The sequence below is a fragment of the Enterovibrio baiacu genome, from assembly GCF_004120195.1.
Classification (GTDB): Bacteria; Pseudomonadota; Gammaproteobacteria; order Enterobacterales; family Vibrionaceae; genus Enterovibrio; species Enterovibrio baiacui.
In genome coordinates, this window is record NZ_SCHN01000011.1 from 59088 (window position 1) to 74886 (window position 15799).

General features: G+C 48.3%; 11 protein-coding genes. 6 read left to right on the plus strand and 5 right to left on the minus strand.

The features are described 5' to 3' along the window. The first annotated feature begins 183 nt into the window (after positions 1-183). Positions 184-2745 (plus strand): hypothetical protein, encoded by a 2562-nt coding sequence (locus EQP46_RS12780; protein ID WP_129494033.1) that lies wholly within the window; start codon positions 184-186, stop codon positions 2743-2745. A 110-nt stretch (positions 2746-2855) separates the two neighbouring features. Here the strand turns inward: EQP46_RS12780 and EQP46_RS12785 are convergent, their stop codons facing one another. Beyond that, positions 2856-3332 carry a DM13 domain-containing protein gene (locus tag EQP46_RS12785; protein ID WP_129494034.1) on the minus strand — a complete coding sequence of 159 codons (477 nt, stop codon included), beginning with the start codon at positions 3330-3332 and terminating at the stop codon, positions 2856-2858. Between the two features lie 570 nt (positions 3333-3902). Here EQP46_RS12785 and EQP46_RS24460 point away from each other — a divergent pair. Further along, entirely contained in the window at positions 3903-5780 is a 1878-nt protein-coding gene (locus EQP46_RS24460) for a cholesterol oxidase substrate-binding domain-containing protein (RefSeq protein WP_240671724.1), read from the plus strand. Positions 5781-5896: 116 nt separating this feature from the next. Here the strand turns inward: EQP46_RS24460 and EQP46_RS12795 are convergent, their stop codons facing one another. Further along, positions 5897-6931 (minus strand): NADP-dependent oxidoreductase, encoded by a 1035-nt coding sequence (locus EQP46_RS12795; protein WP_129494036.1) that lies wholly within the window; start codon positions 6929-6931, stop codon positions 5897-5899. A gap of 183 nt (positions 6932-7114) precedes the next feature. Beyond that, positions 7115-7711: a TetR/AcrR family transcriptional regulator gene (locus tag EQP46_RS12800; protein WP_129494037.1), complete on the minus strand. Its 597-nt coding sequence runs from the start codon at positions 7709-7711 to the stop codon at positions 7115-7117. A 235-nt stretch (positions 7712-7946) separates the two neighbouring features. Here EQP46_RS12800 and EQP46_RS12805 point away from each other — a divergent pair, with 235 nt between their 5' ends. The 3 genes from EQP46_RS12805 to EQP46_RS12815 all read left to right on the plus strand — a co-directional run bounded on the left by EQP46_RS12805 (position 7947) and on the right by EQP46_RS12815 (position 12449). Next, the gene (locus EQP46_RS12805; protein WP_129494038.1) at positions 7947-9884 is read left to right on the plus strand and encodes a bifunctional 5-dehydro-2-deoxygluconokinase/5-dehydro-2-deoxyphosphogluconate aldolase; all 1938 of its coding nucleotides are present in this window, start codon (positions 7947-7949) and stop codon (positions 9882-9884) included. 58 nt (positions 9885-9942) lie between these two features. Beyond that, on the plus strand, positions 9943-10833 hold the full coding sequence (gene iolE / locus EQP46_RS12810) for a myo-inosose-2 dehydratase (protein ID WP_129494039.1): 891 nt from the start codon (positions 9943-9945) through the stop codon (positions 10831-10833). Positions 10834-10937: 104 nt separating this feature from the next. Beyond that, positions 10938-12449, plus strand: coding sequence for a CoA-acylating methylmalonate-semialdehyde dehydrogenase (locus EQP46_RS12815; protein ID WP_129494040.1), 1512 nt, complete (start codon positions 10938-10940; stop codon positions 12447-12449). 66 nt (positions 12450-12515) lie between these two features. Here the strand turns inward: EQP46_RS12815 and EQP46_RS12820 are convergent, their stop codons facing one another. Continuing rightward, complete coding sequence (locus tag EQP46_RS12820; protein WP_129494041.1) at positions 12516-13883, minus strand: calcium-binding protein; 1368 nt, start codon at positions 13881-13883, stop codon at positions 12516-12518. Positions 13884-14359: 476 nt separating this feature from the next. After that, a complete protein-coding gene (locus tag EQP46_RS12825) occupies positions 14360-14845 on the minus strand; it encodes an acyl-CoA thioesterase (protein WP_129494042.1) in 486 nt (161 codons plus the stop codon). Between the two features lie 205 nt (positions 14846-15050). Between EQP46_RS12825 and EQP46_RS12830 the strand changes: the two genes are divergently transcribed. Then, positions 15051-15764: an RluA family pseudouridine synthase gene (locus EQP46_RS12830; RefSeq protein WP_192545508.1), complete on the plus strand. Its 714-nt coding sequence runs from the start codon at positions 15051-15053 to the stop codon at positions 15762-15764. The last annotated feature ends 35 nt before the right edge of the window (positions 15765-15799 follow it).

Sequence of the window (15799 nt, forward strand, 5' to 3'; positions counted from 1 at the left end):
TGCTAGGTGTTTTTGCATAAAGTGAAGAGGTGACTTTGCACGTTCTACGGGGCGAAGTTTCTCTTTGCTGAACGAAGGATTCGGCCAGCAAGTGTGAATTAAACGATGTCAGTGGTTTAGACAGAGGATGGTCTTCGCATCGATTTGATGATCTATTTCCTATGGTAAACATGGAGTGGTGCGATGAATGATTTTAGCGAAAGACTCGCTGGTATCTGGGCGGCATTAGGCAGTTTTTTTAGGCAAGTCGTCATTTTCTTTGAGCGAGTTATAAACGCCATTTTTCCCCCCGAAGAAGTACCTGTTCCTCCTGTATTGATTCAAGAGCCTCCTTCTCCTCGGGACTCAACGTTGGATCTTGAATCTATCGGTAACTCTTCGCAAGAGGCAACAGCGGCTTGGAAAGCAGATAAAACACGGGTGAGGGCAATCGCCAAAGAAAACCAATTGAAGATTGAACAAGCCCTAGGTACACGAGACGAGTTAGGAAACCTTGTGCCAGATTCAAAGCTTGATCTGGGCTTTAATGTGGTGCTTGGGCGTGGGTACTTTCCTATTCTTGGCGATTTGATTATCCCTGTTGGATCGGGTTTTTTCCGTGGGCAAGGGTCTTATGTACGACGAAAATCATTGAGTTCAGCGTTGCGCGGCGTTGCAAAACACCCGACGGCACTTTGCCCGATTGGTGGGTCGGATAATAACGGTATTCTCACCCAGTGTGGTTCGACTTTTTTGGCGGATTTTGCGGTCAGTGGCTGCTTAAAAGACAAAGGGGATGGGGGTAACGGCATCATCTTGGGGCACACGCCGCCACAGCCTTCAGTGTCAGCATCTGCGCAACCCAGCACCACTCAGTTTTGGGCTGGGCAACCGAATAGACAGCCTCAAAAACGTTTTACCTTTCCTCTTGTATGGGCTGGTTTGACGTCGTTCAAGTTAAACAATGGTAAAGGTGATTCAGAAATCACTGTGCCAGCACGAGGCGCGTACAACACACCGAAAGAAGTGCTGTTGGACGACAAAGTTGATATTCCGTTGGTACGTTGGGTGAGGGCGTTTGCTGCCAATGGTAAAGAAGTGGCGCGCTATGCCAACGTTGGCTCAAAGCTCGCTGGCGGTATTGTTGGTATTAATGCCGATGATAGACAAACCACGGGAAAACCTAAGACAAGCGGTGAAACCCGTGTGTATCACAAACCGATTGGGGAAAATGACACGAAGACGACCGTGGTTGTGCCCGGCGGTTTACCCGCGAATACCGTAAAGGTCGAAGTCTCTTTCTATAACTTGGTGACACATTATTCCTTGGTGTCTCAAATGACACCCTACCTTCCCGGTAACTTTTACACCACAGCTCGCGCATCGTACAACGAGTTCATGAACATCGTCGTTGAACGTATGCCTTGGAACGGCTTTGTCGGCATTGATGGAGCCTACAATACGTTGACGAACCTGATGGCGCGTGAAAATGGTTTGGATGGTTGGTTCTTCCCCGGCGGTTATGAAGATTACATGCACAATGCGTTTGTGAGTTGTGCCGCGGTGAACAATGGCGGCTGGTCGCTTTATGCGTCAGAGCCGGTGTTAGCAAGCCGAAACGTGAAAGACACGAAAGGCTGGCCCAATGCTGCGGGCGTGCTGAAAGTGCACCAAAAATTCACCTATACAGCATCGTCGAATGACTTCGGTAACTTTGATACTTACGGCAGTCGCGGCGGGTCGATCTACATGGGGGCATCCTCGAACTCAATGCAAACAGGGAGCATGGAAGATCATTTTGATTCGAATAATGTGGATCCATTCGGTAACTCTGCAGAGCGGGAAGAAAGCGATTGGAACCCACTGCGATGGACAAGCCTGGTTGTGTTTGCGGCAGATGCACGCCAAAACGATATCATTGTGACGAGCACCCCCACCGACTCCCGACGAGTGACTTACTGCAAAGCAAGGTTGACCCAAGAAACGCCCGCGACGAATAACCCAAACAGCAATGTGTACTCGGCCATTAGCACTAATCATTACTGCCACCCTAGACCAGATAGCTATGGCTCGCTGGTGGAAGTGCGTCCACCGTCCATCGCACATTTGCACTTAACGTCGTATGACGAACATGAGCGTGATGCTGGCGATGTGCAGAGTATTCCTGGCGGCGTTGGAGAAATCCAAGGGCTATTTTCGGGCTTGCGCTCTTACCTCTTCCGACCTTGGTTTTATGGCATCACGCCATTGGCGAATCAACAAACCCTCAGTTGGAAGGTGGCGTTCAGTGCTCGACACACCAAGCTTGCAGGCAACGCGAAAGAAGTGAGTTTGTCTGCGGATGCGTTGGGCATTGCAGGACAGCATAAAATCAATAATTTGTACTTTGGCACCATTGCTCAAAACTTTAAAGGTCGCAGGATTGCTGCCGGTGGGGTATACACCATCTCTTCCATGGTGGATTTCTTTGAACGGAAAGAGTTTGATGACATTGATATGAATTTGTTGAATGTGTCGGCTAACTACCTTGATGATGAAATTAGAAAAACAGTGGGTACGCCTGCGCCCACGTTGCCTGCCAGTTTATTGATGATGCCACCACGGGTTCGACTCTGGAAGAATGCCGCGGGTGAGAAAAAATTCAGTGTCGAAATCCCGATGTTAAACACGGATGACAAAGACTTGGTCTACCCAGATACGGCAAACCTTATGCATTATTTCAAGATTAAGATTGAAACAGCCAGTGCGGATACATCGCTGCAATAGTAGGTTGTGGCCATTCGAGAGCGGTTCTATTGATCACTGAATGGGTGTCATAAAAAACAGCCACAATCGCGTGGCTGTTTTTATATTTGTTTTGGGTATAGACCTGAGTTTTATTTATAGCGCCCTGCTGTAATGAACTCGTTGAAGCTTTCGCACCACACAATCACGGTGTTGAACTGAGAAGGATCAATGCCTTCAGGCACTTTGACGATAAAGTTCTCAAACGTTTTAACATCACCGACTTGGGTCATCTTGCCTTTTAAATTGATAAAGTCGGTTTCTGTTTCGACAAACTCAGGGGAAAGGTACAGCTTGTAGTCTGGTCCGGGTGCGAGCTCTCCCATGAATGAAATTATATCAGGCCCAATGGCAACACTGCCTTCGCCCCAATGAAAGGTATCGCTGTCTTTCAGATCTTTACGGAACTCTGCCGTGTAATTGGCACTCGCTGAAACTGACGTTATTTCCGCCGTAGATGGGCCTTCAGGGGCGATTAAGATGGGCAGGGTGTAGATACCGACAGCAAAGCCTATCGCCACAGCAGCAACATGGGAAATGACGAGAGTAATAGCTTGTCGTGTGGTCATTGTTGAAAGCCTCCGATGTAGGGATATGTCATGGCTAAACAAGGTGAAATCATCGTCTTCGTGTTGTTTAGATACAGTGATTATGTGTAATAGAGGGGGATAAAGAAACCGTCGTTGTTGTTTCTTTCGTGAGATGTGAAGGTGCCAACATTTACGATTATGCGCATGCTTGCGGTTACACGATTGCCCATGAAATAAATTGAGTCTTTTCCTGAATAAAATATAGGCACTTTCCCTATGTTAATCAGCACATATATTTTTTGGCGACGCATCAGTTTTCTGTTTTGTCACATTTTAATCTTCGCGTCCCTAAAAAGAACAAAGTGCGTGCCACTCCAGGTACAATCTTCTCCTTTATAAAGACAAGAACAAGAAAAGTAAGCGCTTTTTATGAGAAAAGTGTGCGCTTTTTTATAAATCTGACGTCGCAGTTAAATATGTCTTACAAGGTATTAAATCTTAGAGGGTGTCCTATTTGGTTGGAATGAAATCATGTTGAATAAATAGCACTTGTTGTAGGTGGTCGTGCTCTCTATGTTCATAAATGGATTTTTAATCAAAGGGATAGATATGTCTAAATTCAACAATGAAAGAAGAACGTTTTTAAAAAATGGCCGTGGGTTACTTTTTACTTCTGTTGCGGTTTCATCGCTTCCCATGTCATTCCTTCTTTCTGGCTGTGACAGTCCGTTTTATCACATCACGTATGAAAACTGGGCGCAGGATATTAAGGTTGGTGGCGTATTAGCGGCCAAGGTAACATCACGAGAAGACCTTGAATCCGTCGCGAAATGGGCATTGGAGAATGGACACTTTATTAAGGCGTTCGGCTCTATGCATAATTGGTCGCCATTGATCCTTTCGGAAGACGAGCCCAAAGATAAAGCCTTGTTGCTTGATATGTCTCAGTTTAATCACCTTGAAATGCTCGAGTCCCATGCTGATTATGGTGTGGTGAAAGCGGGATGTGGTGTGCAGTCAGAAGACTTGTATTCCTTTCTCGCCAATCAAACTGGCGGACAACCAGACATTCCCGGTTATGCGTTTTCAAATACCCCTGCGCCGGGTAACCTTTCTCTCGCAGGCATGCTTTCAATCGGTGGTCATGGCACCAAAGTGAGCTACAACGATTCAAAAGAGAATGAATCGCTAAACGGCAGTATAAGCAACAATGTCTTGTCGGTAACCGCGCTGGTATGGGACGGCAGCAAATACGCCCTGAGAACCTTCCACCGCGACGAAGAAGATGGCGATCTCTTCTTGGCAGCGCTTGGCGCTACCATCATTCTTGAAGCGACACTGTATGTGCTGCCCAACTATAACCTTCGCTGCCAGAGTTTCACGGATGTGCATTACTCTGAACTCTTTGCATCAACAGCAGAAGAAACGCCATTGTCGATTGCGAAGATTTTGGATTCGGCAGGGCGCATGGAAGTTATTTGGTTCCCCTTTAGCCAGAAACCGTGGCTAAAAGTGTGGAGCAATGAGCCGCAAAAACCTGCGTCTTCGCGCGCTGTATCAGGGGCATACAACTATGCGTTTAGCGACAATATTCCCTTGTTCATTTCAAACATCATTAAAGGCATTTTGGTTGCAAAACCCAAATTGGTGCCTGCTTTTGGTATTTTGCAATCCGTTACAACGACCCTCGCATTAAAAGGCGGGGCGAATCGAGAGAATTTATATAATCAGGTCGTTAGCAATACATCAGCGAGAAGCTTGACCGGCGATGGCGTGGATAATGAGACCATCACGGAAGAAGAATTCGAGGCTTTCCTTCCTTACATTGAAGCGGTCGAATCGACGCAACCTGAAAACACCCATGCACGCAGTTTGTTCGCGCAGAATTACGATATTTGGGGGCCGGCATGGAAGACCTTGGTGTATGTGCGCGAAACCACCTTGCGCGTGACAGCGAATGGGTATGCCGTGCACCTCAACCGTGCAGATGTTCAGCCGTTTTTACATGACTTCGCTAACGTCTATCTCCGTCTTCAATCAGAGTATGCGGGCAGAGGCCAATACCCGATTGCTGGGCCAATGGAAATCAGGGTGACGGGCGTGGACAAAACAGACGGGCTCAACCTTTCTAATGCAAAACCCCCTGCGCTTTCAGCAACCACTGACACACAGGATGCGAATCTGGATACCGTGGTGTGGCTAGACTTACTGACCTTTGCGGACATGCCGTGGGCAGGGGAGTTCTATCAAGAAATTGAAGAATGGCTCTACCAACAACTGCCCGCGCATCAAGTCAGGGTTGAGTGGTCGAAAGGGTGGGGGTACAACGCTGCGGGGGCATGGAAAAATGAAGATTTCATTGCCAACACTGTGCCAACAACCTTCACTACTGCAACACGTTCCTATGAGGAGACTGCAGCGCGACTCCGTGACTATGATCCGCACTATTTGTTCGCTTCAAGCTTGGTAAGAAAGCTGGTGCCCTAAGCCATTTATATCTCGCATCTGGCACTAACACTTATCGCAGGATGAAAACAAAAAGGACGAAACATTCGTTTCGTCCTTTCTATTTATACGGCCTGAATCTGGGCGAACTTAGTCAGTTAGTTGGCGTCAGCCACTTTAATCACTAACTTACCGAAGTTCTTGCCTTCCAATAGACCCATAAAGGCGTCAGGCGCATTTTCTAGCCCATCGACCACCTGTTCTTTGTACTGCATCTTCCCTTGCGCTAACCACTGTGACATGTCTGCGGCAAATTCGTTGTAGCGGTGCGCGTAATCATCAAAAATGATGAAGCCTTGCATCTTGATACGTTTGATCAACAAGGTCGCCATCAGCATGCCCATGCGGTCCGGCCCCGCTGGCAGTTCAGTTGCGTTGTACTGAGAAATCATGCCACAGACAGGAATTCGCGCGCCGGTATTCAGCAATGGAAACACGGCATCAAAGACCTTTCCACCGACGTTTTCGTAGTAAACGTCGATGCCTTTATCACAAGCAGCTGCCAACTGTTCAGCGAAATCATCAGCCTTGTGGTCTAAACACACATCAAAGCCCAAGGTTTCAACTGCGTAGCGACACTTCTCTTCACCGCCGGCAATGCCGACCACTTTACAGCTTTTCAATTTACCAATTTGACCTACCGTCGCGCCGACAGGCCCAGTCGCTGCAGCAACGACGAGGGTATCACCGTCTTTTGGTTGACCGATATCCAGTAAGCCCATGTACGCAGTAAAACCTGGCATACCCATGATGCCCAGCGCAAACGAAGGGTGAGACGGTGATTGCCCCAGTTTTAGAAGCCCTTCGCCGTCAGACACGGCATAGGATTGCCAACCTGAAAATGATAATACCCATTCGCCTTTTTCAAACTCGGGATGTTGTGAGTCTTCCACCTGACAAACAGTCGCACCCACCATCACGTCATCAATTGCGGTAGGTTCAGCGTAGGATTTCGCGTCACTCATGCGACCACGCATGTAAGGGTCAAGAGAGAGGTAAATGGTTTTCAGCAACACTTCGCCTTGGCCAATGGTTGGGATGTTGACATTTTCTAAGCGGAAGTTATCGGCAACAGGCGCGCCTACAGGGCGGGAGGCAAGTACGATGCGTGCGTTTTCTGACGGTGTTGACATAAAGCAATATCCTTTTTCTTATGGTAGTGAATAGCCATTAGACCGGTCGTCTAGTGTTGTGTTAAAAAAATCCGCCACATGACATGGCGGCTTTTAGAGTGAACGTATCACTCGCTTATACCCAAACAAGGTGAAGATGCCGGATCCAGCGAGCATCTTCACGTTGTTTGGGGTGATGTCGGTTTAAAAGGCTGTGTTGCCTTTCAATAATTGTTCAGTTGAAAGCAATGCTTGTGACATGCCATCGGTGTTTTGGCTGAGTTTGCTCATTAGGCTTGCACCAATCCACAAATAGTAAAGCTGATTGGCGGCAACATGGCTGTCTTTGACCTGAATGGAGCCGTCTTCGGTGCCTTCTTTGATACATTGAGCAATCAAGGCAATGATGTGATTTGCACCATCAAGCAAGGACAAGCGCATTGCTTCAGACAGATCTGACACTTCACCGCTTAGCTTAACCACTAAACAACGCTGGTTGTTGCATGTGCCGTCATTTACCTCAATCCATTTACGCCAATACTGCATGAGCTTTTCATAGCCACTGATGCTTGGGTCACTGAACAACGCATCGAGGCGCTGTCGGTAATTAGCGAAATACTCGGTGATCAATGCTTCACCAAACTGCTCTTTGGATCTGAAGTAATGATAAAACGAGCCTTTCGGCACACCGGCATGCGCGAGCAATTGAGACAGGCCTACACTGGTAAAGCCTTTCTCAACGATCAATTGGTAGCCCACATCTAAAATGTGTTGGCGGGTAGGGTGTGTGTCTGTATTCATGGCGCGTATCTTAAGATCAATTAGACCAGTCGTCTAGTCAAAGAATTTGTCTGTTATTTGCCTTGTGATCACATCTTTGTCTATTTCGTTAATGAAATGTTTATTTCATTGGTTGCGTGATAAACGTTTAGATCTTACTATTAAATGAAATAAACGTTTCGTTATGGTTTTCTGTGTTTCGAAACGTTTCACTTCACCCCTTCTTCACACCAACACAGTCGGACAGGAGTCATACATGACGACGCGGAAAAGAACACTGGATGTTATCTGCCTTGGGCGCGTAGCGGTCGATCTCTATGGAGAGCAAGTCGGTTCAAGGCTCGAGGATATGCGAACGTTCGCTAAATATTTAGGTGGTTCGTCTGGCAATGTGGCCCATGGAACGGCCCGACAAGGGCTCAAATCCGGCATGCTTGCTCGTGTGGGTGATGAGCACATGGGGCGTTTTGTTCGTGAAGAGTTAGAACGTGTGGGCGTAGATACTAGCCATATCATCACAGACAAAGAGCGTCTGACAGCGTTGGTGTTACTCGGCATCAAAGACAAAGATACCTTCCCTTTGATTTTCTTTCGTGAAAACTGTGCCGATCAAGCCATCACGCCCGAAGACATTAGCGAAGAATACATCGCATCCGCGAAATGTTTAGCCATCACGGGCACGCACCTTTCAAATCCAAGTTCTCGCCAAGCGGTGATCACCGCGCTTAATTACGCGCGCAAACATGGCGTGCGCACTGCGTTGGACGTGGATTTTCGTCCTGTGCTTTGGGGGTTAACCTCATTGGGTGACGGCGAAACCCGCTTCATCGCGTCTGATGATGTCACCAACCAGTTGCAAGAAGTGCTGGGGCTGTTTGACCTGATTGTCGGCACAGAAGAAGAATTTCACATTGCAGGTGGCACGGAAGATTCTATTGGTGCGTTGAAAAAAGTGCGCGAACTGACAGACGCCACTTTGGTGTGTAAACGCGGTCCACTGGGTTGTAGCGTATTTACCGATGAGATCGGCAGCCAGTTAGACGATGGCATCACAGTGAAAGGTGTGCGAGTTGAAGTGCTGAATGTGCTGGGGGCGGGTGATGCCTTTATGTCTGGTCTGCTGCGCGGATATCTGAACGACGAATCATGGGAGCAAAGCTGCCGCTATGCCAATGCATGTGGTGCCCTGGTTGTATCTCGCCACGGTTGTTCTCCTGCGATGCCGACCAAAGAAGAGCTTGATAATTATTTGCTGCGTGAGCATGAAGTGCCACGTCCTGATCGTGATGCGATGTTGAACCATCTTCACCGTGTGACTACCCGTGAAAAAGCCTGGCCAGAGTTATGTGTACTCGCGTTTGATCATCGTTCGCAGTTTGTCGAAATGGCGCTCAGTGCAGGGATTGATGTGGCACACATTCCGCATTTGAAATCACTCATTTGGCAGGCGGTGAAAGATGTCACGGCAGAAAGTGGTTTAACGGGGAAAGCAGGCATTCTGTGTGATTCCACTTTTGGCATGGATGTACTCAACGACGCAACCGGGTATGGGGATTCAGTGGCAGAGCGCTACTGGGTTGGTCGACCCATTGAACTGCCAGGTTCGCGTCCACTTCGCCTCGAAAATGGCAATATCGGCACGCAATTGGCGAGTTGGCCACGCGAGCAGGTGGTGAAATGTTTGATGTTCTACCATCCCGATGACGAACGTGAACTGCAACTTGAGCAGGAAGAAACCTTAAAAGAGGTGTACAACGCCTGTTGCGAAAGTACCAATGAATTGCTGATTGAAGTCATTCTACCGAAAGACGTGCCTGTCAGTTCGGACAAGGAAGCAGATGCCTTGTATCAGCGTGTCATGGAGCGTTTGTATAACTTAGGGATTAAACCCGATTGGTGGAAATTGCCGCCACTCACTGCGCAGGGCTGGAAGGACGTTGATGCCTTGATAGAACATCGTGATTCTCACTGTCGTGGTGTTGTGCTCTTGGGGTTAGATCAACCTGCTGAACAACTTAAAGCGGGTTTCTCTGCCGCTTCTCAATCGCGCACTGTGCGTGGTTTTGCCGTAGGGCGCACTATTTTTGGCGAACCAAGCCGACAATGGATGCGAGGTGAGCTAACGGGTGACGAGTTCGTAGATGCTGTGAAACAGAACTACTTGGATTTGATTGATACATGGCGTCAACGTTAATGGGAGTGCCCACTTCTTTTAACGACAGATCGGCGATGGAAGAGACAAGGAGCGAAACATGGCAGTTCAACGAGGCATCAATCCACTGACTTGGACGAATGATGATCTTCCCTCTTTGGGGGCAGAAACGCCCCTTGATGTATGTTTGGCGGAAGGGAAGTTAGCCGGGTTTACGGGGTTTGAATTGGGCAATAAATTCCCAAGAACCCCAGAAGTATTGGGCCCAATTTTGCGAAAGCACGAATTGACGTTGGTTTCAGGCTGGTATTCAGGAGAATTGTTAAGCCGTTCTGTTGAGCAGGAAATCGATGCGGTGCAATCTCACCTGGATTTACTTAAAACGCTAGGCGCAAAGGTGATGGTGTTTGCGGAGGTAACTGGGTGTGTTCACGGCAACATCACTATGCCTGTTGAGCGTCGACCTCGTTTCCCAGAAAACCGTTGGCAGGAATACGGCGAGAAACTCACGGCGTTTGCAAAATATACCCAATCACAAGGTGTTCAAATTGCCTATCACCATCATATGGGCACAGTGATCGAAAGTGAGTCGGACATTGATCGCTTAATGGATGTCACGGGCGAAGAAGTGGGCTTGTTGCTGGATACGGGTCACCTCCATTTTGCTGGTGGCGATCCGGTTGCTGTTGCGAAACGTCATGCTGCGCGCATCAATCACGTGCATTGCAAGGACATTCGACAATCCATTCTCGATGACGCGAATAATCGTCGACTTAGCTTCTTGGATGCCGTGCTAAACGGCGTATTCACCGTGCCTGGTGATGGCTGTATCGACTACTCTGCTGTTATGGCAGTGCTCAAGGACAGTGATTATAACGGTTGGCTGGTGGTGGAGGCAGAGCAGGATCCTGCCATCGCTCATCCGCTGACTTACGCGAAAAAAGGGCATAAAAACCTTGAGGCTTACGCAAGAGAAGCAGGCTTGCTCTGAGAAAAATGAGTGCAACACCGCCTATAGAAAAGTGGCGGTGTTGATAGAGAAGAATTGAACGCTAAATAACCCCGCATGCAGCGCAATACAGGGAGACCCAAGACATGGAAACGGTTCATAATTTTGTTAATGGCAGCATTGCTGAAAGTCAGACAACCCGATTTGGTGCGGTATTTAACCCCGCCACGGGTGAGCAAACTAAACAAGTCGCGTTGAGTAGCGCCCAAGAAACGGAGCAGGCCATTGCAGCGGCACAAGCTGCTTTTCCAGCGTGGGCGAAAACACCGCCACTTCGTCGTGCGCGCGTCATGTTTAAGTTCAAAGCCTTACTTGAGAAGCATCAAGATACGCTGGCACGTTTGATCAGTAACGAACACGGTAAAGTGTATTCAGATGCCGTAGGCGAGTTGACCCGTGGTTTAGAAGTGGTGGAATTTGCCTGTGGCATTCCCCATCTGCAAAAAGGGGAGAGTTCTGCAAACGTCGGTTCGGGTGTTGATAGCCACTCTCTGATGCAACCACTTGGCGTTTGTGCTGGGATCACGCCGTTTAACTTTCCTGCTATGGTGCCTATGTGGATGTTTCCGATTGCCATTGCAACGGGCAACACCTTTGTGCTGAAACCGTCAGAGAAAGATCCCTCACTGGGTTTGATGCTGGGCGAGCTTTTAAAAGAAGCAGGTTTGCCTGACGGCGTGTTTAATGTTGTGAATGGCGACAAAGAAGCGGTAGATGTGTTGCTGACCGATCCTCGTGTTCAAGCTGTTAGCTTTGTGGGTTCAACGCCGATTGCTGAATACATCTATGCCACGGCGTCTGCACACGGCAAACGTTGCCAAGCGCTGGGGGGGGCGAAAAACCATTGTATCTTAATGCCGGATGCTGACATGGACATGGCCTCTAGCGCCATCATGGGGGCTGGGTTTGGCGCTGCGGGTGAACGTTGCATGGCATTGTCTGTCGTGGTTGCCGTGGGCGATGAAACGGCAGATACCTTGGTAGCTTCTCTGTCTGACAGCATTGCTAACATGCGTGTCGGTCCGGGCATTGTGGATGGCCCTGAAAATGACATGGGCCCTGTGATTTCAGCGCAGCATAAAGACAAAATTCTGGGTTACATCAATGCTGGCGAAGCGCAGGGTGCAAAGCTGGTGGTGGATGGTCGAAATTGCCAGGTTGAAGGGCATGAAAACGGCTTCTACGTTGGTCCAACCTTGTTTGATGATGTCACGCCTGACATGAGCATTTATCAAGAAGAGATCTTTGGCCCCGTGTTGTCTGTGGTTCGTGTGCCGGATTATCAAACGGCGCTCGAACTCATCAATCGTCATGAATATGGGAACGGTTCAGCAATCTTCACACGAGATGGCGAAACGGCACGCCAATTCAGTGAAGATGTCTTGGCAGGTATGGTCGGTGTGAATGTGCCGATTCCTGTGCCCATGGCCTTCCACAGCTTTGGTGGTTGGAAGCGTTCCATCTTTGGGCCATTAAACGTGCATGGCAATGACGGTGTGCGTTTTTATACCCGCATGAAAACCGTTACCACGCGTTGGCCAGCCAGCGTGCGTTTGGAAAAACATGACAGTCACTTCACCATGCCCACCATGGGTTAGCGTTTGATTAAACGATAAAAAGGCCGCTGTTGCGGCCTTTTTTAAACATATGATTTCTTTCAGAAATTATACGAAATCAAACATGTCGCTAGACACTTTGTTGGCATTAAAGTCTTCAAGGGTAACCGTTGTTTTGTTACCGAAGTCTAAGATAGTGTCGCTGCCAGATTGCGTCACGCCGACTTGTTTGAATGATGTCAGCAGTGAACTGTCAATCTGAAGCGTGTCACCTTGGCCTTTAGAGAAGTCCGCAATGGTGTTGTTACCATCGCGATATTCAAAGAAGAAGGTATCTGCACCGAATCCACCAACCATGTAGTCGTTGCCATTACCGCCGACCAAGTAATCGTCGCCGTTTTCACCATACAGGTGATCGTCATTACCGCCGCCATAGAGTTTGTCATGTGCGGCGCCACCTTTGAGGGTATCGTTGCCTAAGTGACCTTCTAGGATATCGTTGTGGAAGCCACCATCAAGATAATCATTGCCTTTACCGCCGTTGAGGAAGTCGTCGCCGGCATCGCCGTACAGGGTATCATCGCCCTCTGAACCACGCAGTTCGTCATTATTGTTGCCGCCATGCAGTTCATCGTTACCTGTGCCACCATGGAGGTAGTCAAGGTTGTTACCGCCATACATGATGTCGTTGCCTTCACCACCCAGCATTCTGTCGTTGTTGCCTTCACCGTACATGGTGTCATGACCGTCACCGCCAACAAGGTAATCATTACCGCCGCCGCCGTTTAACATGTCGTTGCCTTCATCACCGAACAGTTGGTCGCCGCCGTTACCACCAAACAAATTGTCGTCACCTAGGCCGCCGCCGAGTTTATCTGCGCCGTCTTCACCTTGAAGGCTGTCGTTGTCCGCACCGCCGTAGAGTTGGTCAGCTTCTGAGCCACCCCAAAGTGAATCTTCGCCCGCGCCACCACGAATAAAGTCTTCACCTTCATTGCCCCAAAGAACATCGTTACCTTCGTCGCCGTTGATTTCATCGTTACCAGTGTGGCCGAAAAGAACGTCATTACCGTGACCGCCAGATAAGAAGTCGTTACCATCGTTACCTTGGGCTTTGTCGTCGCCATCACCGCCATAGATTTTGTCGTTGCCTTCGTTGCCAAAGAGACGATCATGGCCAGTACCGCCAGAAACGTAATCATCGCCCAAACCACCTTCTACAAGATCATCACCTGCATCGCCGTAAAGGTTGTCGTTAAGGAAGCCGCCACGAACCCAATCGTTGCCCGCATCGCCGTGGACTTCATCAGTGCCGTCACCGCCGATTACCGTGTCGTCACCATCACCACCGTAGATAAAATCAGTGTCGCCGTCGCCTTGAATGTAATCGTTGCCGCCGTTTCCGTAGATGAAATCAACACCTGCTGTGCCGATGATTCTGTCGTCGTTGTTAGTACCGTTAATGATGTTCGACATATTCATTCCCTTGCATTTTTTTGAGGATGAGAAAATATTGTTAAATCTGGGTCAAGATGCCACGTCATTTTCGATAATATGGAAAGAATGCCAACCCATTGAGTTTGCAATAGTGAGAATTCAGGCATTGGTTGAGTAATTAATCTAAATGAGAAACACACCTCCATACTTAAGTGTTTTATTGATTAGACGTTTTTAATTTACTTTATGACTTAAAATCAGGTGGTTACTTTCTTGTTGCCACGGCGAGGCATGAGTATGAAAGGGATGCTCATTCTTTTTAACGGTGTTTGATTAGCGAGTATGGTTTTTTTGGTAAAAAGGCGTGTTGTTATCGTTACATCGCGTTTTTAATTAAAACCGACGGTAGCTAATGTCAATCTTTCTCATTCAGCATAAAACGGTACTGCGAAAAAAGCAGAGAGGCATAGAAAAGGCCGCGAATGCGGCCTTTGGATTAAGTGTGGTTGTGACGTCTATTTAAACAACTTCACATGTGCTTCCATTTCTTCCCCAATCTGCTTACGCATGTTCATTAAACGAATTGCGGATTGTTCCAGCTCTTTATCTTCGTCTGTCTCTGGTATCCATTTAGGAATAGAGGAGGGTTTCCCCGCTTCATCAACTGCGACCATGATGACGATACAGTGGGTTGTGAGTCGGTTTTTCAGTTCTTTTGGATCGCTGGCCTGCACATCAATGGCAATGTGCATGGAGGAGTTGCCGGTATAAATCACTTTGGCGCTGACTTCGACAAGGTTGCCGACATGAATCGGTGCAACAAAACGAATACCGCCTGCATAGGCAGTAATACAGTACTTGCCACTCCATCCTGCAGCGCATGCATAGGCTGCAAGGTCAATCCATTTCATGGCGGCACCACCGTGCACCTTTCCGCCAAAATTCACGTCACTGGGCTCCGCCAGAAAGCGTAATGTTATGTCCCTTTGTCGTGCACTCATTGTTGTTATCCTTACTGCATGAATTACTTTAGTTATAACAAAGAATGAGGGAGACAAGTAGGGGATAGTCAGCGTTACTGTCACTTAAAAGGGATTCAAGAGATAGTTAAGCCTGTTTATGAATATCCTGTATGATGACGACGTTTTCATTCTTCAGTCCAGTTCGCCATGTTTTAGCGTGCTTGGACACATTCTAAGACGCACTATGTCCGCTACTGATTCGCAGAACCACACCATTGTTGATGATTTCGTTGCACCTGCTTGCGAGGGTTTCATCTCGCTGCTGTATCAAGATGATGACATCTTATTGATCGACAAACCCAGCGGGCTGTTTAGCCTTTCCGGTAAAAACCCGCTGAATTGGGATTCGGTGCATCATCGCTTGGTTCATGGGCAAGACGGACGGACGCCTGCCTTTCCTGAGGCTAAACTTCCTCACCGCTTAGATTTCGGCACATCAGGCATCATGGTCGTGGCATTGCATGCCGAGTCTGCAAAGCACCTGAATAAACAGTTCCAAGAGAGAGCGGTTCAGAAGCAATACATGGCGATGTTGGAAGGTTGGGTCTCTGAGGATCACGGCCAAATAACGGCTGCCATTGCAAAAGACAAAACCCTGTTCCCGCGCGTGAAATTATGTGCAGACACAGGCAAGCGCTCGGTGAGCGACTATGCGGTTATTACGCGCTATCCCAACCCACAACGCACACTCGTCAAATACACGCCAGTGACAGGACGAACGCATCAACTGCGCATACACAGTTTGTCGATGGGGCATCCTATTTTAGGGTGCGATTTGTACAGCAGCGATACCAGTGAGCGCTTGGCCTCCCGATTGCAGCTACATGCAAGTGATTTGTTCTTTGTGCATCCTATGACGGGAGAAAAAGTGCACGGTCAGAGTGTGTGTCCATTTTAAAAATACAGCTTTAGGAAAAAGAAAAGCCTGCTAAG